General features: G+C 62.0%; 17 protein-coding genes. 4 read left to right on the top strand and 13 right to left on the bottom strand.

Annotation, left to right across the window (positions count from 1 at the left end):
* Positions 1-8: 8 nt before the first annotated feature.
* The 13 genes from GM655_RS07775 to GM655_RS07715 all read right to left on the bottom strand — a co-directional run bounded on the left by GM655_RS07775 (position 9) and on the right by GM655_RS07715 (position 12274).
* Positions 9-380: an MSHA biogenesis protein MshK gene (locus tag GM655_RS07775; RefSeq protein ID WP_155433953.1), complete on the bottom strand. Its 372-nt coding sequence runs from the start codon at positions 378-380 to the stop codon at positions 9-11.
* A complete protein-coding gene (locus GM655_RS07770; protein WP_155433952.1) occupies positions 365-1042 on the bottom strand; it encodes a type II secretion system protein GspM in 678 nt (225 codons plus the stop codon). Before GM655_RS07770 ends, GM655_RS07775 begins: the two co-directional genes overlap by 16 nt.
* On the bottom strand, positions 1039-1728 hold the full coding sequence (locus GM655_RS07765) for a PilN family protein (RefSeq protein ID WP_155433951.1): 690 nt from the start codon (positions 1726-1728) through the stop codon (positions 1039-1041). The genes GM655_RS07770 and GM655_RS07765 overlap by 4 nt, the downstream gene beginning before the upstream one ends.
* Positions 1725-2669, bottom strand: a complete 945-nt coding sequence (locus GM655_RS07760; protein ID WP_155433950.1) for a type IV pilus biogenesis protein PilM — start codon at positions 2667-2669, stop codon at positions 1725-1727. Before GM655_RS07760 ends, GM655_RS07765 begins: the two co-directional genes overlap by 4 nt.
* A gap of 149 nt (positions 2670-2818) precedes the next feature.
* Entirely contained in the window at positions 2819-5914 is a 3096-nt protein-coding gene (locus GM655_RS07755) for a DUF6701 domain-containing protein (RefSeq protein ID WP_155433949.1), read from the bottom strand.
* Positions 5915-5917: 3 nt separating this feature from the next.
* The gene (locus GM655_RS07750) at positions 5918-6358 is read right to left on the bottom strand and encodes a pilus assembly PilX family protein (RefSeq protein ID WP_155433948.1); all 441 of its coding nucleotides are present in this window, start codon (positions 6356-6358) and stop codon (positions 5918-5920) included.
* Positions 6355-7191 carry a prepilin-type N-terminal cleavage/methylation domain-containing protein gene (locus GM655_RS07745; protein ID WP_155433947.1) on the bottom strand — a complete coding sequence of 279 codons (837 nt, stop codon included), beginning with the start codon at positions 7189-7191 and terminating at the stop codon, positions 6355-6357. The genes GM655_RS07750 and GM655_RS07745 overlap by 4 nt, the downstream gene beginning before the upstream one ends.
* A complete protein-coding gene (locus GM655_RS07740) occupies positions 7188-7772 on the bottom strand; it encodes a PilV family protein (protein ID WP_155433946.1) in 585 nt (194 codons plus the stop codon). The genes GM655_RS07745 and GM655_RS07740 overlap by 4 nt, the downstream gene beginning before the upstream one ends.
* Positions 7762-8307, bottom strand: a complete 546-nt coding sequence (locus GM655_RS07735; protein ID WP_155433945.1) for a pilus assembly FimT family protein — start codon at positions 8305-8307, stop codon at positions 7762-7764. The genes GM655_RS07740 and GM655_RS07735 overlap by 11 nt, the downstream gene beginning before the upstream one ends.
* A gap of 25 nt (positions 8308-8332) precedes the next feature.
* Complete coding sequence (locus GM655_RS23180; protein ID WP_155433944.1) at positions 8333-8770, bottom strand: type II secretion system protein; 438 nt, start codon at positions 8768-8770, stop codon at positions 8333-8335.
* Positions 8771-8821: 51 nt separating this feature from the next.
* The gene (locus tag GM655_RS07725; protein WP_155433943.1) at positions 8822-9331 is read right to left on the bottom strand and encodes a type II secretion system protein; all 510 of its coding nucleotides are present in this window, start codon (positions 9329-9331) and stop codon (positions 8822-8824) included.
* Positions 9331-10566, bottom strand: coding sequence for a type II secretion system F family protein (locus GM655_RS07720; protein ID WP_371866729.1), 1236 nt, complete (start codon positions 10564-10566; stop codon positions 9331-9333). Before GM655_RS07720 ends, GM655_RS07725 begins: the two co-directional genes overlap by 1 nt.
* 1 nt (position 10567) lies before the next feature.
* Positions 10568-12274 (bottom strand): GspE/PulE family protein, encoded by a 1707-nt coding sequence (locus GM655_RS07715; protein ID WP_155433942.1) that lies wholly within the window; start codon positions 12272-12274, stop codon positions 10568-10570.
* Positions 12275-12441: 167 nt separating this feature from the next.
* Here GM655_RS07715 and GM655_RS07710 point away from each other — a divergent pair, with 167 nt between their 5' ends.
* The 4 genes from GM655_RS07710 (at position 12442) to GM655_RS07695 (ending at position 17735) form a co-directional block, all read left to right on the top strand.
* On the top strand, positions 12442-13158 hold the full coding sequence (locus GM655_RS07710; protein WP_155433941.1) for an ABC transporter ATP-binding protein: 717 nt from the start codon (positions 12442-12444) through the stop codon (positions 13156-13158).
* 8 nt (positions 13159-13166) lie between these two features.
* Positions 13167-14081, top strand: a complete 915-nt coding sequence (locus GM655_RS07705; RefSeq protein WP_155433940.1) for an ExeA family protein — start codon at positions 13167-13169, stop codon at positions 14079-14081.
* Between the two features lie 63 nt (positions 14082-14144).
* Positions 14145-16001 carry a pilus (MSHA type) biogenesis protein MshL gene (gene mshL, locus GM655_RS07700; protein ID WP_155433939.1) on the top strand — a complete coding sequence of 619 codons (1857 nt, stop codon included), beginning with the start codon at positions 14145-14147 and terminating at the stop codon, positions 15999-16001.
* A gap of 3 nt (positions 16002-16004) precedes the next feature.
* Positions 16005-17735 (top strand): tetratricopeptide repeat protein, encoded by a 1731-nt coding sequence (locus GM655_RS07695; RefSeq protein ID WP_155433938.1) that lies wholly within the window; start codon positions 16005-16007, stop codon positions 17733-17735.
* Positions 17736-17742 lie beyond the last annotated feature (7 nt).

Here is a 17742-nt window from a genome sequence, read left to right as displayed (position 1 = left end):
GTAGTTAGTCATCGTTTATTCCCGCTTGCCTGCAGGCCACCCGGAGTCTGGGGAAACAGGATCAGGGTTTCCCGCAGTTTGCCACGTCGCAGCACTACCGAATTATCATTGATACGTTCCACGAGCGCACCGGCAAATTTGCCACCCTGCGTCACCGTTACGCCATCGATCACCGCCAGCCGCCGGTTGTTGGGCGCTGCACCGATCAATATCGATTGCAGACGCGGCGCAGCTGGCGCGCCTTCCATTTCGCCCGCTTGCGCTGGGCCGGACACCAGCCCGGCAGGAGCGCGGGTCGGGTCCTGCAACTGCTGCGCACCTGCCAGCATAGGCAAGGCCAGTCCTACCACGCCTAGCAGGCGCTTCACAGTGCTATCCATTTCGAATCCAGACTCAAGGTGTACAGCGTCAGACTCAACCGCGCGGCGCCGTTGCCGCTCGCATCGAGCACGGCATCGCCCCAGAACAGTTGCTGCGGCATGGCTTCCAGCGCTTCCAGATAGGTGATCATATCCAGATAACTCCCCTGCAGCACCACCTGTACGCCATGGCGGTACAACAGTGGCGTGACGCTGCTGCGGGCATCACTGCCTTCGTTGGACAGGAACTGGCCATCGGCCGTGCCTTGCGGTGCCAGCGTCTTCAGCGACAGCAAACGCAGTTTGCCATGGCCATTGACCATCTGCTGCAGCAAGGGGCCCATGCGCTCAGGCGCGACCAGACCTTTTTGCGCGACACGCAATGTATCGCGCAGGGCCGCACTGTCAGCCTGCACGCTGGCCAGCTTGCGGCGCAACTCCTGATCTGGGTCACGCTTGGCGGCTGCAGCTAGCTGGGCCAGTTCCGCATCGATGGCACCGGTCTGCTGGCGTTGCTGCTCCAGCGTAGCGCGCAGCGTGGCATTCTGGCGGTACAGCGGTTCCAGTTCCAGCTGGTAGCCCAGATACACCAGCAGCAACACCACGCACAGCGTCCCCAGCAGCCGCTCGCGCAAGCTCAGCGCCATCAGCCAGGCATCGAATTTCTTCCAGTTGGCCATCATGGTTGCACCGCCTTGCTGCTGGCCACATCGGCCGTCGACTGCAGACTAAACTCGATAAACCGCGGCACTGCAGCACTGGCCGAGGCTTGCACAGCCCCCGCCGCCATGCTGGCAGCGGCGCTAGCGCTGGCACTACTGGCCGGCTCGTGCAGATCGAGCTGGGCGAATTTCTTACCGCGCAATACGGGCTCGCCCGACAGACCGGCCAGATACGGCGGCAGTAAGCCGGGCTTCAGCGCCCGCCCCTGCAGGCCTATGCTGTCGCCATTGGCGAGGATTTGCACTCCCGTCAGCCACAGGCCCTCGCTGGTACGGCGCGCCAGTGCGCGGAAATACGGCGAATAACCCTGCACGGCGCCGCTATGGCCCTGCTCGAGCAGGCCTGCCACTTTCTGCAGATTGGCCAGTGTGCTGCTGGCCTGATCGACTTCCTGCTGCAGCGTTTCACTCTTGCGCGGCGCCACAAAGGCGGCCGTTGCGGCCGTCTTGCTGGCCACGCGTGCATCCAGTTCGGCCTGCACCTTCTGCGCCAGCGCCATGGTTTCGCTGAGCTGGCTTTTTGCCAGCGCCGTGAACACGCCCAGCACCAGCAAGGTGGTCAGCACTACCCCCAGCACCACCGGCGTGGTGGCATAGTTCTTCTGCGGCTCGAAGGCAAGGTTGTATAGATTGATCTGCTGGCTCATGCCACCACCTCCGCCGTACGCAGTGCCGCACCGATGGCACGCAGATAGGCGGCCTGCTGGTCCAGCTGCTGCAGATCGGGCACATCGTCCAGATCGAGCACACTGGCCAGATCGAGCTGCTCCACGGGCAGGTACAGATTGGCGGCCAGATAGTTGCGCAGCTCGCCACTGCCGACCGGCGTGAGCACCAGCTTGGCGATGGTCACAAACGAGAATTGCCGCTCGAAGTGATCGAGCGAACGCTGCAGTTCCAGCGTGATACGGTCATGCAGATGCTGCAAACGGTCGACCTCCGTTTCAAGCAACTGGCCCAAGGTAATGTCCATGCGGCGTGCCAGATACAGCTCGCCATTGAAGCTCACCGTCAGCAAGCCGCCGTCGCTATCGAAGGACAGCATGGCTACGCCACGTCCTTCCGGTTCCAGCAGGGCCGAAATATTCCGCTGCGCCATTTCGTCGATATCGATGGCATCGAGTGCCACCTTGTTATCCCAGAAAATTTGCTGGTGTGGCGCCAGAATGCTGTTGCGCGCCACCACGGCATAGGCCTGCGAATTATGCATATTGCTGTTCTGCGGCGGCGGCAGCATGACCATATCGAGGGTCGCTTCTTCGAGCGGAAAATCGATCATATCCTTCACGCGCCAGCCCAGCGCGGCCTTCATTTCCGCCGCTGGTACATTCGGCGCTTCCACCAGCAGCAACTGGTAGGCGCCACTGCCAAGCAAGGTGGTGCAGTAGTAGTTGGCGGCATGCAGGTCGCGCGCCACACGAAACAGTATGGAGCCCGAGTAGCCGCTGGGCGCGGTATAGGTCTGGGCCAGCTGTACGCGCGGCTGGCTGCCGGTGCGCCGTTCGATGGCGACCGCCTGCACCCCGTCTGCCGTCAGCACCAGTGCCAGCCAGCCACTCTTGTTACCTGCTTTTCCGAATAAACGCATCCGAAGTTCTCAAATGATTAGGTGCTGCTTTCAATAATCGCCACACATCCTTGATTATATTCAAGTTTCATGGCCAGGTTGCCGCATTTTTAAGACTAGGTGCCAGTTTGATTACTTTCCATCACCAAGCGGAACAAAATGAGGCTGATTCAATACACTTCCCGCAAGAAAATCACCGGACTGCGGTAAACACCGAATGTCACGCGCCCTTGCGTCGTCGGCAGCCAGCTAGGCCCGTTGACTTTCAGATTCGCCCCGCTTTTGACGCTGTTGCTACCCGCTTTAAGGCTGGTGGTGGCGCTGCCGCTGCTTATGGTCAGCACGGCTGCGGCACCGCTGGCCAGCGTGGGACAGGACACCAGACCGCAACTGGAAAACTGCAAGGCACTGGCCAGTGTCAGACTGGTGCTGCTATCACTGGGATTGGCGCGCCACGAATAGCTGGCCACACCGCTGCGGCTGGTAACGCCGTAGTACTGGGCCGACAGTTGCAGCGGCACGGCTAACTGCGATGAGCCATAGGCGTTCGGCACCAGCAGCCGGCCCGCCACCACCGCCACGCCGCCCTCCTCGGCATTGCTGCGCAGCGAAGTCACGCCATCGCTGGTACTCCCGGTTTCGCTCGCGCGGATATACACCATGGTCGGCACCACCCAGTTCTTGGCATAGGGTGCGCTGGCCACAAACGGATTCGGTAGCGTGTAGACGGGATGGGGGCTGGCCGTGCCATCCGCAAAACTGGCCGCCGTGACGCTGTTGGCCGACAGTGCCGCACCGCTCGGACTCGCAGGCGGATTGGGCGTAGTGGTGGTGCCGGGTGCCGCGTAGGCGCTCAGCAGCACAGGCCGCGCCAGCGTACCGCGATAGTTCTTGGTCGTACCGTTCTGCACGTTCTGCGCCACCACTTGCAACTCAAATGGCTGGCCGGAATACGCCATGCCATCCACATTGGCCGGACAGCTCATGCCGTTCGGATCACACGCCATGGGCGCTTTCATCACTGTCTTGAAATGATCTGGAACAAATCGCCCGACATTGACTGCCTCGGCCTGTATATTGCCCGTGCCCAGATACCCCGCACTGAGCACCGGAGTCAGTTCCAGCACACCGACGTCGGCATAGGAGAACGCCGCGCCGCTGGCCACGCCGCCGCTAAACGCACCAAAACTGCCGCTGAATGTCAGCGCGTCCTCCGGATTAGCCCCGGGGTCGAGCATGTCGCTGAGGCGCGCGCCCGTATCATCCGTGGCAGCGCGCGCCAGCAGCGAAACCTGGATGGGGCTGGATTCCTTGCCAAAGTTCGGCGCCAGACCGCCGCGATACAACAGCGCCTGCACACTCATGGAAAAATTCGTCCCTGCGGCAATGAACTTGGGATCGGTGACGCTGGCCGGAGTGCGCGCCCCGTTGCTTGCGGGCGGCACCAGCAGCAGCCGCTCCGGGCGCTCTACAAAGGCGCCGCTCGTGCCGAGTCGCGCCGAAGCATCACTGACAAGAAATTCGACCCGGCCCACGTCGGCATACTGAAACAGGAAGTAATCCGTCGAGCTGGCCGTGCCGCCTTCGAACACCACATCATTGAGGCCGCTCCAGTAAGAGGAGTTGGCGGTCGGCAAAGCACCCGAACGCGAGCATAGCGGCAGCGTGACGGTACTGCCGCCATTGCGCGTAAAGGTCGCGCGCACGCCGGCGTCCTGCGCCGGGTCATAGCAGGCCAGCGCATATTTGAGCTTGATGGTGGTATCTTTGCTCGCCACCGCCGTCGGCACGTTCGAGATCAGATAGGTCAGATACAACGGTATCGTGTCATTGCCCAGATTCTGCTGGGCGTTAAAGTCTATCAGCTTGCAGCTCTGGTCGGGATCGCCGAACGGCAGACCGTTGAGGCAGGGACTATCGGTATAGCCATAGGTGGGCGCAATGGCTGCCGCCCCCACCGAAGTACTCACGGTGGAAGTATCGTTGCCATCGTAATAGTCGTACAGCGGCCCGCTGACGGTAGCACTATTCGTGATCAGGCCCGACGCCGCTGCGGCCGCCGTCACGCGCAGCGTAATTGGCGGCAGACTGGTACCAGCGGGCACGCTGGCAGCATACAGGCAAGTGACTGTCTGGCCCGCATTGCTGCAAGCCCAGCCGGTACCACTGGCACTCACAAAAATCAGCGAAGCGGGCAACACATCCACCACTTTAATGGGGCCACCCTCGGCCAGCGGCCCGTTGTTGACCACATTGATCAGGTAGTTGCTGGCCTGCGAGGGCTGCAGCGGTGTCTGCAACGTCATCGACACGCCATGGTCGGTGGCTGGCACATTCGGTGCCGCAATCACTTCAGCGTTCAGCAGCACCAGATCCTGCCCCGACTGATAGTCGCTGCGCGCCTGCGTCTGGCCTGCCTGTATCACGGGCGAGGCGACGCTATAGGCATCGAAGTCGATACCATAGGAAACCGCATCGTTATTGATGTTACTGGCCGAATTGAACTGGTTGCCGGAAGGGTTCAGGCTATCTTTGACTTCCACCCCGTTGTAACGCAGGATTTCGCCGCCGCCTGACAGCGTGGTATCGCCCTCCCACGTAATGTGGCCGATACGGCCCGTCAAGCTGCCGACCGGCGAAGGAATCTTGAAGTTTGCCAGCGTCAGCGTCTGGCTCGAATACTGCATGTACTGGAAGCCTTCGTAAATATTCAGCACCCGGAATGGCTCGCTGGAGTGCGAATAAATCACCAGCAACTGGAAGCCGCCGAGCACCGTCTGCACACTGCAATACGGGTTGCCCGTATTGATCGTCAAGCCGCCCACGGTGTAGGTGGCATTGCCCTTGGCCTTGACCTGGGCGGTCACATCCACTGCGCCGGCAAAGAAATCTAGCTGTATGGTGGGCGAAAAAAAACTGCGGTTGGCGGGGGCCGTGACGCTCGCACCATCGAAGCTCACCGTATAGTCGGGGGTGGAGCTGGAGCCGGCCCAGTACAACTGGGCATTGACTATGGTAGCGCCGGCCGGCACGCCGCTCAGCACCATATTCATGGTGCCATTGTTGACGCTGCAGGGGCCGCTGTTATTGTCCTTGGTACGCATGGTTTTCTGCGTCCCGGTGAAGCTCACATTGCCAGCAAAACTCTTGAACAGTTTGATCGGCGTATCAGCCAGCGCGCTACCCGCCAGTAACATGCCAAGCAGCAGTAGCGTGCGGTGCAGCCATTGGCCCAACATCGAAGTATGATTGGTGATCGGTTTCATGGCTCAGAACTGAACAGTGACCGTGCGCTGCACGTAATCTGGACTATTGCTAAACGCCACGCCGCTCGGACAGGCACCAGATTGCGGCATATTGCAGGCGGTGGCCGTGATCGTCACCAGATCCAGACTGGTGCCCATGCCCGGCGTGGAGACCACACTGCATAGCACCGTCACCGTCATGCCCGACAGCGAGCCACCCGGTACAAATGAGCGGCTGGCGACGCAACTGCCATTGATCTGCTTCTGGTACAGGCCGTACTCGATGCCAGCGCGCGCGGCCTCGTAGGCACGCGAGGACAGCAGGTCTATCGCCACCGTGGTCTGCTGCGAAGTGCTCAACACCATCGTCGCCACTGCCAGCGTGGTCAGCACCACCACCAGAAATAGCGCGGTCACGATGGAAAAGCCACGCTGGGCGCGGCGTATCAGGCTAGGCACTCTCATGGCGTATTATCCACGTGGACTTGGCGGCTCAGGCTGACATTCTCGCCATTCGGGGCCGTCAGGGTCAGCGTCATGCTCACCAGCGCCGCATTGGTATTGGCCAACACTGTGTAATCGAAAGCGCAGCCAGAGATTTTTCTAGCCAGCAGAGCCGGCGCGCCGTATGGTGGCGCGCCCAGACCGTTGGGGCCGAAAATCGCCGTACTGTAGTTGCGCGTCAGCGTGCCGCCGCCGCCCGCCGCCGGCGCGCAGACATAGGTCACCGTGCCTGTCACCACCTGGAAACGATTGGTCGGCGATGGCATGCTGGGCGTAGCCGTGGCGAACGGATTGCTGGCCAGCGTCACGCGCGTGCCGGACACGGATGCCACGCGCGCGATATTGCCCCCGGTGTAGGCATCGGCCGGCGCACTGCCGATATTGAACACCACGATGTAATCATTGGCCAGTATCTGCTGGCGTCCAGTCGGCGCGGCACCGGCAATATCGAAAGACAGGCTGGCCGTCGGACTGAAATCGAGCGGCAGCAGCGTCGCAGGTGGCGCATCGCTGATATCGATATAGCGGCCGCCCGTTTTCACGAGCAGAAATTGCAGCATCTTGCGGTCCGCCGAAACATAAACACTGTTCGGCAGCGCCAGACGCACGTCGCGCGCCAGCCGCCGCAAGGCGAGATCAGCGATATCGGAGAGTTCTGCCCGGGCCGCCGTATCCACATAGTTCTGTACCGGGCTGCGCAAGAATATCGCCACCATGCCGGCCAGTATCCCGGTAATCGCAATCACGATGATCAGCTCAACCAGCGTGAAACCGCGCATAGCGCTGCGCTTCATATCGACCTCGGCGCGTAGCGGGTGCGGTAGCCATCCAGCACCACCGTATCGCCGCCCGGATAACTGACCGCCACGGTAATGCGCAGCACATTCATATTGGCCGGTGTGGCATTGGCGCTAATCTGCGCGCCCGCCGGCCCCAGTGTGCTATCGGGATTGATCGTGACCGTGGCGCTATAACCATTCGGAAAACCATTCCCCGCCGCATCCGTCGAGTAGGCCTGCGGCGTACCGAAGGCCAGCACATAATCGTTGACATTGTCGTAGGGACGGCTGTTACCCGCTTCCGGCCCAACTCCCTCCGCCACGCTGCAATTGGCCGGGCTAATCGTGCTCGGGCTTTCAGCGGCCGGATCATTGCCGTCGCAATAGCTGAAGTGGGCCAGACGCACCTCTTCCATGAGCCCTTCGGCGATGGCCAGCGCCTGTTTGCGCAGCATCGGATCGGCACTATTGCGCGCACCGTTGCTCAGTGCCTGCAACACGCCGAGCACGGCGATACTGACGATGACGATGAACATCACCAGCTCGACCAGCCCGAAGCCGCGCACCGCCAACTGCCGTGTAGGATTAATAGACATAGCCGGTTTCCGCCGCTACCGTGACGTTATGGGTGCTGCCATCACCGGTCAGCGCGAGTACCAGGGTCGTGAAGGTCGATGTCAGTGTAGGCGGCGTGTTGGCCAGCAGGAAGGGTCTGCCGGTCGGGTCAAAATAGAAGCTGGTGCCGCCCGTCAGCGTGAGGCCGCCAGGCACACCGGCACAGGCCCGGTTCGCCGTATTGCCACACAGGCTTACCGTGCTCGCGCTGCCATCATTGGTACCGGCAGGCGCTATCGCGTAGACCAGATAGAACGGATCATAGGCCAGCACCACACCGCTGCCATTCACCCGCACATAGACATTGCGCCCTTGGGCGATGGCGATTTTCTGGCCGTAGCGCAGCATCGCCTTCAACCGTTCGTTGTAGGACGCGGCATCGAAACCTGTGCGCTCGAAGAAGCGCGGCACCGCCATACCACCCAGCACCGCCAGCACGATAATCACCATCACCAGCTCTACGAAGGTAAAGCCGCGCGCACGGGCAGCGGCGGGCAGCGCAGTCCACGGCTTCATCACGCCATCCCGCCCCGCAGGCCGATCAGCAGTCCGTGGTAGCGACCGCCATGGTGACAGTACCGTTGGATGGATCATAGGTCAGCTTGCAGTTCGCATGACCGGCATCAGGCGTGACTTCGCCTTTGTTCGCGTAACTGGTGGTGATGTAATCAGTGAGCGGTACGGCAACCACCATACCAGCCAGGTCAGGATAACCACTGGAGTTTACCGACACGCCATCGTAGCTGGCCGCGACGGAACCATTGGCCAGATAGCGGCCATGATACATATTGGCGGCACTCACGATAGCAGCCCGCGCGCCCTGCATTTTAGCGATACGGGCATCCGTACCCAGAGTCGCGAACTTGGGCACCGCCGTTGCTGCCAGAATGCCGAGAATGACGATGACCACGATCAGTTCAATCAGCGTGAAACCGCCTTGCTGCGCAGCGAAACTGCGACGTGCTGCTGGAATTTGCATGTGATTCTCCATACCTAACTATTAAAAACAACTTTTAGGACCGGGCCGGTGTTACGGCAGTGTCCGACAATTGGTTACTTCTATCAGCTCCACGCCAGTCGGTCTGACTGGCCTTTGCTTGGCATTGGCATTCTTTTCGGGCAAGCGCTGCAATTCTACTCTGAAACATATATTCCTAGCAGCACTATTTAAGCTAGTTTCTTGATTGTCTCTCACATACACGAGCTGCTGCTGCGTCGCATCGAAATACCAGCTACCGGGCGGCAAAGCCTGTGCCTGCGCGGCCTGCAGCACGCCGGCATAATGCGCCGGCGGATGTTCGAGCCATTCGACGGGGTTGGCACCGGCCAATGCGGCGATCTGATCTTCCGCACCGCGCGCCTGCAAAGCTAGCACTTTGCCACCAAGTGCCGTGCGTAAATTGATCTGTATCGCTTGTACCACAGCCTGTTCACCGGCCTGCTGATAGAAACCCATGCGCTGCAGGGCCACCGCCAGCACCAATGCGAACACAATCACGCTGATGGCGAACTCGAACAGACTGTAGCCGCGCTCGCGCATCAGTGCGGTATCGCCACTTTGCCCAGATCCCAGATCGGCACGAAGATACCCAGCGCGAGCACCAGTACCAGCACACCGAGGAAGGTAATCAGGATGGGTTCGATCTGCGCCGCCAGCGTCTTCAGCTCATAATCCACTTCGCGTTCATACATCTGGGCGATTTCCTCCATCAGCTCATCGAGCGAACCGGATTCCTCACCCACCGCTATCATCTGGATCACCACCGGGGTAAATACTTTGGCCGCCATGGCCGTGCGCAAGATGCTGTCGCCGCGTTCCACGCTATCACGCATGCGCTCCACGCGCTTGCTCAGATACGCGTTATCGACCGTCTGCGACACCACCGTCAACGCCTGTACGATAGGCACGCCGCTACGGCTGGACAGCGCGTAGCTGCGCGCAAAGCGGGCCAGCGTGGCTTTCAGGATGATCTTGCCCGCAATGGGAAATTTCAACTTCATACGATCCCATCGGTAGCGGCCAGCACGCGTGCGTATCCAGCCACGCACGCCGACCAGCCCCGCCACACTGAGGAATAACAGTTGCATCCAGTAGTCGACCGTAAACCGCGAACCGCCTATCAGCAGGCGCGTCATCAGCGGCAGCTCGGCATGGAAGCTCTCGAACACTTTGACGAACTGGGGGATCACGAAGATATTCACCACCACCACCGCCAGCAACATGGCGACGATCACGAAGATCGGGTAGCGCGTGGCGCTTTTCACACGCGCACGCATCTCGCGCTCGAATTCCATGTGGTCGAACAGGCGCAGGAACACTTCTTCCAGCCGGCCCGTCATTTCGCCCACGCGTACCATGGACAGATAGAATTCGCTAAACACCTTCGGATGGCGCCGCATCGCCACGGATAGCTCGCGGCCGGCGTCCAGCGATTCGCGCAAGTCCTTGATGACGGCGCCAAAACTGGGGTTGATGGCCGATTCCTGCAAGCCGGCCAGCCCGCGCATGATGGGCACGCCGGATTTGAGCAGCGTATAGATCTGGCGGCTGAACAGTTGCACATCCATCGAGGTCACAGAGCGCGCCCACAGCTTGCCCAGGCCGGCTATGCCCTCGCCCTTGGGCGTGGCCCCGCCACGCGTGAGCGTAATCTGCACGGGCGTGGCACCGGCGCTACTCAACTGGTTCGCCACGGCACCGCTGTCGACGCCTTCCATCACGCCTTGCAGCAACTCGCCGCGCGCATTCCGCGCCTTGTAGGAAAAATACGGCACCTCAATCCTCGCTCTGGTTGCTGACGCGCATGGCTTCCGCCACGGTGGTCTTCCCCTGGATCACCAGCGACACGGCATGCCGGCGCAACGTCTCGCCGCCCATCTGGGCCGCCGCCTTGGTCAGGAAATAGGCCGGATCAGGGTTGTTGGCCGCATCGGCCACTTCCCGAGTCATTTCCAGCAATTCATACACGCCGGTACGGCCACGGTAGCCCATGCCATTGCAGTGCGAGCAGCCCTTGCCATGGAAATAGCGCGCCATATCGACTTTATCGTTGAGTTCCATGCGCAGCCATTCACGCTCGGGCGCCGTCAGTTCATACGGCGTGGTGCAGCTTTCGCAGATCACCCGCACCAGCCGCTGGGCCAACACGGCCTGCAGCGAACTGCCCACCATATAGCGCGGCACGCCCATGTCCATCAGCCGCAGCGGCGTGCTGGCCGCATCGTTGGTGTGCAGCGTGGACAGCACTAAGTGACCCGTCATCGCCGCGCGCAGACCGATCTGGGCAGTTTCCTGATCGCGCATCTCACCTACCAGCACGATGTCGGGGTCCTGCCGCAGGGCTGAACGCAGCACGCGCGCAAAACTCAGTTCGATCTTGTCGTTGACCTGCACCTGATTAATCCCCGCCAGCCGGTATTCCACCGGATCTTCTACCGTGATCAGCTTTTTCTCGACCGAATTGAGCTCGGACAGCGCGCTATACAGCGTGGTGGTCTTGCCGCTACCGGTAGGCCCGGTCACCAGCACCAGCCCGTTGGGGCGCTGGACTATGGCGCGGAAGCGTTCCACCATGGCGCGCGGCATACCAATACTATCGAGACGCAAGTTAGTGCCACCTTGACTCAACAGACGCATCACCACCGATTCGCCGTACTGCGTGGGCATGGTGGAAATACGCACGTCGATACGCTGGTTTTTTACCCGCACAGCAAAGCGGCCATCCTGCGGCAAACGTTTTTCCGAAATATCCAGGTCGGACATCAGCTTCAGGCGCAGCGCCAGCGCCGGGGCAATACGGATATCGGCTTCCGTCTGCAGGTGCAACAGGCCGTCGATACGGAAGCGGATTTGCAGCCGGGCTTCCTGCGGCTCGATGTGGATGTCCGAGGCGCGCACCTGGGCCGCGTCGTCGAACACCGACTGCAGCAGCTTGACCACGGGCGCTTCTTCCAGATTGGCATTGGCGGCCGCCAGTGCGCCGAAGTCGACCGAGGCATCGCCGAGATCCTGCTCGAGCTCGCGTGCCAGATCGGAAATATCTTCCGTGCGGCGGTAGATGCGGTCGATCGCGGCCAGCACTTCCGTCTCGTTGACCACGGCCAGTTCCAGCGGCTGCTTGAGGATGCGGCTGATTTCGTCGTAGGCAAACAGGTCGGTCGGATCGGACATGCCGACCAGCAGCGAGCCGCGGCGGTCTTCCAGTACCAGCGTGCGGAAGCGGCGCGCCTGGGTTTCCGGCAGCAGCCGCACCACTTCGGGATTGACGTTGAAAAATTTCAGATTGAGGTAGGGAATGCTGAGCTGACGCGCCAGCGCACCGGCGATCTGTTCTTCGGTGACATAACCATTCTCGATGAACACGCGGCCCAGCTTGCGCCCGCTGCGCTGCTGTTCGGCCAGCGCTGCCGTCAGTTGCTCTTCCGTGAGCAGCTTTTGCTGCACCAGTATTTCACCCAGACGTACTTTCTCTGGTCTTGCCATTCCTGATCCTCACTCTCTGCACAGCTCATCAACGTGCGGCAATTCTAAGGCAGAAAGCGGGCCTTGAGCGGTTTTCAGTGCGCCCGAGTCACAAGATATCGCATTCCTGGCACGAATGCGCTACAGTGGCGGAGGTTTTCCCGTCCTAAGCACCCGGCCACCCACACATGACGCATCCCGCCCTGCGCTTCCAGCAAGTTGATATACGCTATGGCGCAACAGCCGTGCTGCAAGGCCTGAATCTGCAGGTCGAAGCGGGCGAATGTCTGGCGCTGGTGGGACTCAACGGGGCCGGCAAAACCAGCCTGATCAAATGCCTGCTGGACTTCATCCGGCCCGACGGTGGCCGCATCGAAATTTTCGGCCAGCCGCACGACCAGCCCGCCAGCCGCAGCGCGCTGGGCTTTCTACCGGAAAGCTTCATCCCGCCCTACTACCTCAAAGGTGCCGAATTCCTGCGCTATGTGCTCAGCCTGCAGGGTCTGGACTACCATGCGGAACAGGTGCACGCCATGCTGGCAGCGCTGGATCTGGCACCGGCCGCGCTGGAACAGACGGTGCGCCAGTATTCCAAAGGCATGACGCAGAAACTGGGACTGGCCGCCTGTTTGCTGGCGCCCAAGGCCCTGTATGTGCTGGACGAGCCCATGAGCGGCCTTGATCCGCGCGCCCATGCCCTGCTGCGCCAGCAACTGACGGCCTTGCGCGCGCGCGGCAGCTCGCTGTTCCTGACCTCGCACAACCTGGCCGATGTGGAAATGCTGTGCGACCGCCTGGCCATCCTGCACGCGGGCCAGATCCGCTTTATCGGCACGCCGGCCGAGTGCCGCGCCCAGTACGGCATGGCCACACTGGAACAGGCCTTCCTTGCCTGTATAGAATAGCGGCCACCATGTATCTCTCCCACTTCAGGCTGCGCGAAGCACCGTTCGGCATCACGCCGAATCCGGCCTTTTTCTATCCGGGCAATACCCGCGGCGATATCCTGCAAGCCTTGCTGTATGCCGTCTGCCATGGCGAAGGCATCATCAAGGTGACGGGCGAAGTGGGCGCCGGCAAGACCATGTTGTGCCGCATGCTCGAGAGCCAGCTACCCGCGCATATCGATGTGATCTATCTGGTCAATCCGAATCTTGATGCGGAACAGGTGCAATATGCGCTCGCCGCCGAGCTGGGGCTGGCCGGCCATGGCTTGCGGGTCGATGAAATTCAGCGCGCGCTGCATGCCGACCTGATCGAGCGCCATAGCCGCGGCCGTCAAGTCGTGCTGCTGGTGGAAGAGGCCCAGGCCATGCCGCTGGCCACGCTGGAAGCCATACGCCTGCTGACCAATCTGGAAACGGCGCACCGCAAGCTGCTGCAGATCGTGCTGTTCGGCCAGCCCGAGCTGGACCAGCATCTGGCCCTGAACAGCATGCGCCAACTGCGCGAACGCATCACCCACAGTTTCACCGTGCCGGCCCTGCCGGCCGAACTGCTCGATGAATTCCTCGCTTGCCGGCTGCAGGCGGCCGGACACGACGGCACGCCCCTGTTCAGCCCGCAGGCGCAGCGGCTCATCGCGCGCGCTTCAGAAGGCATCATCCGCCGCATCAATATTCTAGCCGACAAGGCCCTGCTGGCCGCCTATGCGGCCGATGCCAGCGTGGTGCAGGCACGCCACGCGCGCCAGGCCATACGCGAAGCGGGTTTCCAGCGCCATGCGCGCCAGCGCCCGTGGTGGCCCGCTGTTGCATGGGCAGGCGCCATCGTGCTGCTTATTTGGGCAATTTCAAGTGCTGTCCTTGCGGCCCGGGGCAATTTGTAAGATCATGCTGTCTATATTGCAAATATACAATATCCTGCACTCCTTCCGGGCCGGAAAGAAACAATGAAAAAACTCGCCACTCCCATCGTCCCCATGGTGTGCAGCGTGTTGCTGAGCGCATGCGCAAGCCATACCCTGGCGCCATCGCCCACCCACATCGCTGAAGCGCCCCGTGCTGCTGGTGCCATCCCCGAGCCGGTGCAGCAGAGCGCTGCCCTGCCGCCACCCGGTGCCACGGCCAAGGTCGAAACGTATAGCGTGACGGTGCACAAGGTGCCGGTGGAATCGCTGCTGTTCGCACTCGCGCGCGACGCTGGCCTGAATGTGGACATCCATCCCGGCATCGAAGGCGTAGTGACGCTGAATGCGCTGGACCAGACGCTGCCCCAACTGCTGAGCCGCATCCAGCGTCAGGTCGATATGCGCTACGAGATTCATGGCGACACCCTGACCGTGCTGCCCGACACACCCGAATGGCGCAACTACAAGGTGGACTACGTCAACATCGCGCGCAGCACCAGCAGCAGCGTGAATATCGCCACCCAGATTTCCACCACCGGCGGCGGCAGCGGCGCGTCCAATCCGGTCGCTGCCACCAGCGCGGCCAGCACCAGCAGCTCGAGTAGCGGCCAGAGCAGCACGCCCATCAGCAATAACAACAACGGTGCCAACGGCAACGGCAGCAATAACTCGACCACCGTCGTCAACAACCGTTCGGACAATAATTTCTGGTACAGCCTGGAAAAGAATATCCGCGACATGCTGCGCAGCTCGAATCTGGCGGACAGCAATCCCGACCCGCTGGCTGCGCTGAATCAGGCCGGCGCGAGCAATCCCGGCGCCCAGCCCGCAACGGCACCAGCCGCCAGCGGCTTTGATGCGGCCGCTTTTGGCGGCAACAAGGCCAGCAACAAGAACACCACTTCGGTCATCGTCAATGCCGAAGGTGGCCTGATCGCCGTGCGCGCAACGGCGCGCCAGCACGAGAAAATCCGCGAATTCCTTGACATCGTGCTCGGTGCCGCCAAGCGTCAGGTGCTGATCGAAGCCACCATCATCGAAGTGCGGCTGGGCGACCAGTACCAGCAGGGCATCAACTGGTCCTCGCTATCCAAGAGCGGCCTCAAGCTGACGCAGGGACAGGTGGGCACGGCTGCCCTGCCCAGCAATATCAACCCTGGCACCAGCCCCGGTGTGTTCGTGCTTAACTACACCAACCCGACTAGCCGGTTAGGGAATATCGCTTCCACCATCCAGCTACTGGAATCGTTCGGTAAAGTCAAAGTGCTGTCCAGCCCGAAAATTAGCGTGCTGAACAACCAGACTGCCTTGCTGAAAGTGGTGGACAACAACGTCTTCTTCTCCATCAAGGTCACACCGGCCGTGCTGGGCGTGAACGGCACGCCAACCTCGCCCGCCACCTACGAATCCAAGCTGGAAACCGTGCCCGTGGGCTTCGTCATGAGCGTGACGCCGCAGATTTCCGAGACCGATGAAGTCACGCTGAATGTGCGTCCTACCATCACACGCATCGTCGGCTATGTGCAAGACCCGAATCCGGCGCTGGGCACGGTCATCAGCAAAGTGCCTGTGATCCAGGCGCGCGAACTGGAATCGCTGATGAAAGTATCGAGCGGCCAGATCGCCGTGATGGGCGGCCTGATGCAGGATTCCGTCGACAATGCCAAGGACGGCATCCCCGGCTTGAGCAGCGTGCCCGTGCTGGGCAATCTGTTCTCCTACCGTAACGAGAACGCCAGCAAGACGGAGCTGGTCATCTTCATGCGCCCCGTGGTGGTGAAGGATGCCAGCGTCAATGGCGACTACAAGGATTACCGCTACATGCTGCCCGGTAGCGCGCCCGACACCGCAGCTTACGGCGAGGCCGCAGCACCCGCCGTGACCGCCAAGGGGAACTAGATCATGAGTCTATTGATGCAGGCGCTCAAGAAAGCCGAGCGCGCCCAGCAGAATTCCGCCGGCCATGAAGAACTGGACAAACCGTCGCAGGAATTCGACGAGATTCTGGCGCTCACACCGGAGCCCGCGCTGCCCGCCAGCATGAGCGCAGCCAGCACGCGGCAAGAACCGGAGCTGAGTCTGGAGCCGCTGGCCGGCCTCAGCCTGGAGCCGATGACGCCCGCGCCCCAAGCTGCCGCCACGGCTGCCAGCGAAGGCGCTGCAGCAGCAGGCGCCGCGCCGGCTGCTTTCGCCACCGCGCCAGCAGGCCCCGCCGGCACGCATAGTCTGGACTTTCCCGCTGGCGGCGCCAGCGCCGCTCCCACGCCGACGCCTGCGGCCGATGCAGGCCTGATGAGTACGGCAAGCGCCGCAGCAGCGGACTATGCCGGCTTAAACCTGGATAAGCCGGCGCCGACGGCAGCGCGCCCTCCGGCCGCCACGGCCGCCAAGCCCGCTGCAACGACCGCGTCGGATACGGCAGCAACAGCGCCAGCCGCCGCAGCGAAAACCGCAGCGGCAGGCAACGCTGCTGCCGCACGCGCCAGCCAACAGGCTGGCGCCAGCGCCCGTGAAGCCGCCGCCAGAACCGCACCGCGTGCGCCAGTCGACAGCCCGCGCAATGAAAAGGCCGACGCACCGCGCGGCGCAGCGCGTGCGCGCGCCCGTGCGGCTGCGGCCAGCAGCCCGGAACACAGCGGCATCGATCCTGAACGCCTGCGCCTGTTCGGACTGATCGGCCTGCTGGTGCTGATCATAGCCGGTTTCGGCTATTACTACTGGCAAGCTGTGATGGCGCCCGGTGCCGGTGCACGTCTGCCGCCCGTCCCCATGCCGCCGCCCGGCGCCACCGGTGCCACGCCAGCCCAGGTGGTCAGCGCACCCGCACGCAGCAGCGAAGCTGCGCCACCGGCAGAGGATGGCGCACTGCTGCCGTCCGCGCCGAAGAACAATGGCCAGCGCGACGAACTGGAACGCCGCCTGACCCAGGCCGAACAGCAACTGGCCGCCACCCAGCAAGCGCTGCAGGCCCAGCTCAATGCGCCGCAGCCTGCCAGCCTGCCGCCACTGGCCGCACCGGAAAGCAGCGATATCCGCGTCGCGCGCGGTCAGAAATCCGAACCGCTGGCCGCAGCACTGGGCGGCGCCTATCAGGCGCTGAACACGGGAGAGCTGGCCAGTGCGCGCCAGCAGTATGAAGCCGTGTTGCAGCAGGATGGCAACAACCGCGATGCCCTGCTGGCTCTGGCCAGCATCGCCAGCCGCGAGCAGCAGCCTGCGCAGGCGGCCAGCTACTATCTGCGTTTGCTGGAACTCGATCCGCGCGACGGTGCAGCGATTGCCGGCATGGTCGGCCTGCGGCAAGGTGATCCGGCCCAGAATGAAGTACGTCTGAAAGGCATCCTGGCCAGCAATCCGGAGGCCGCGCCCGTGCATTTCGCGCTGGGCAATCTGTACGCCCAGCAAAATCGCTGGCAGGAAGCCCAGCAAGCTTACTTCCGTGCCTACAGCGCTGCCCCCACCAATCCCGACTATGCCTACAATCTGGCAATCGGGCTGGACCGCTTAAATCAGGGCAAGCTGGCGCAGACTTACTACCAGCGCGCACTGGCCCTGGCGCAGAATACGGCGGCGGCCTTCGACCGCGCAGCGCTGGCCAAACGACTGCAGGAACTGGGCGCCAGCGCCCGCTAGAACGACA

The organism is Pseudoduganella danionis (genome assembly GCF_009720775.1).
Lineage (GTDB): Bacteria > Pseudomonadota > Gammaproteobacteria > Burkholderiales > Burkholderiaceae_D > Rugamonas > Rugamonas danionis.
Note: the sequence above shows the minus strand (reverse complement) of the source record. Positions and strands in the feature narration are given on the sequence as shown.

Excerpts from the sequence above, each read along its gene's own strand:
- GM655_RS07775 (WP_155433953.1), bottom strand. The coding sequence starts at position 380 with ATGGATAGCACTGTGAAGCGCCTGCTAGGCGTGGTAGGACTGGCCTTG.
- GM655_RS07770 (WP_155433952.1), bottom strand. The coding sequence starts at position 1,042 with ATGATGGCCAACTGGAAGAAATTCGATGCCTGGCTGATGGCGCTGAGC.
- GM655_RS07765 (WP_155433951.1), bottom strand. The coding sequence starts at position 1,728 with ATGAGCCAGCAGATCAATCTATACAACCTTGCCTTCGAGCCGCAGAAG.
- GM655_RS07760 (WP_155433950.1), bottom strand. The coding sequence starts at position 2,669 with ATGCGTTTATTCGGAAAAGCAGGTAACAAGAGTGGCTGGCTGGCACTG.
- GM655_RS07755 (WP_155433949.1), bottom strand. The coding sequence starts at position 5,914 with ATGAAACCGATCACCAATCATACTTCGATGTTGGGCCAATGGCTGCAC.
- GM655_RS07750 (WP_155433948.1), bottom strand. The coding sequence starts at position 6,358 with ATGAGAGTGCCTAGCCTGATACGCCGCGCCCAGCGTGGCTTTTCCATC.
- GM655_RS07745 (WP_155433947.1), bottom strand. The coding sequence starts at position 7,191 with ATGAAGCGCAGCGCTATGCGCGGTTTCACGCTGGTTGAGCTGATCATC.
- GM655_RS07740 (WP_155433946.1), bottom strand. The coding sequence starts at position 7,772 with ATGTCTATTAATCCTACACGGCAGTTGGCGGTGCGCGGCTTCGGGCTG.
- GM655_RS07735 (WP_155433945.1), bottom strand. The coding sequence starts at position 8,307 with ATGAAGCCGTGGACTGCGCTGCCCGCCGCTGCCCGTGCGCGCGGCTTT.
- GM655_RS23180 (WP_155433944.1), bottom strand. The coding sequence starts at position 8,770 with ATGCAAATTCCAGCAGCACGTCGCAGTTTCGCTGCGCAGCAAGGCGGT.
- GM655_RS07725 (WP_155433943.1), bottom strand. The coding sequence starts at position 9,331 with ATGCGCGAGCGCGGCTACAGTCTGTTCGAGTTCGCCATCAGCGTGATT.
- GM655_RS07715 (WP_155433942.1), bottom strand. The coding sequence starts at position 12,274 with ATGGCAAGACCAGAGAAAGTACGTCTGGGTGAAATACTGGTGCAGCAA.
- GM655_RS07710 (WP_155433941.1), top strand. The coding sequence starts at position 12,442 with ATGACGCATCCCGCCCTGCGCTTCCAGCAAGTTGATATACGCTATGGC.
- GM655_RS07705 (WP_155433940.1), top strand. The coding sequence starts at position 13,167 with ATGTATCTCTCCCACTTCAGGCTGCGCGAAGCACCGTTCGGCATCACG.
- mshL (WP_155433939.1), top strand. The coding sequence starts at position 14,145 with ATGAAAAAACTCGCCACTCCCATCGTCCCCATGGTGTGCAGCGTGTTG.
- GM655_RS07695 (WP_155433938.1), top strand. The coding sequence starts at position 16,005 with ATGAGTCTATTGATGCAGGCGCTCAAGAAAGCCGAGCGCGCCCAGCAG.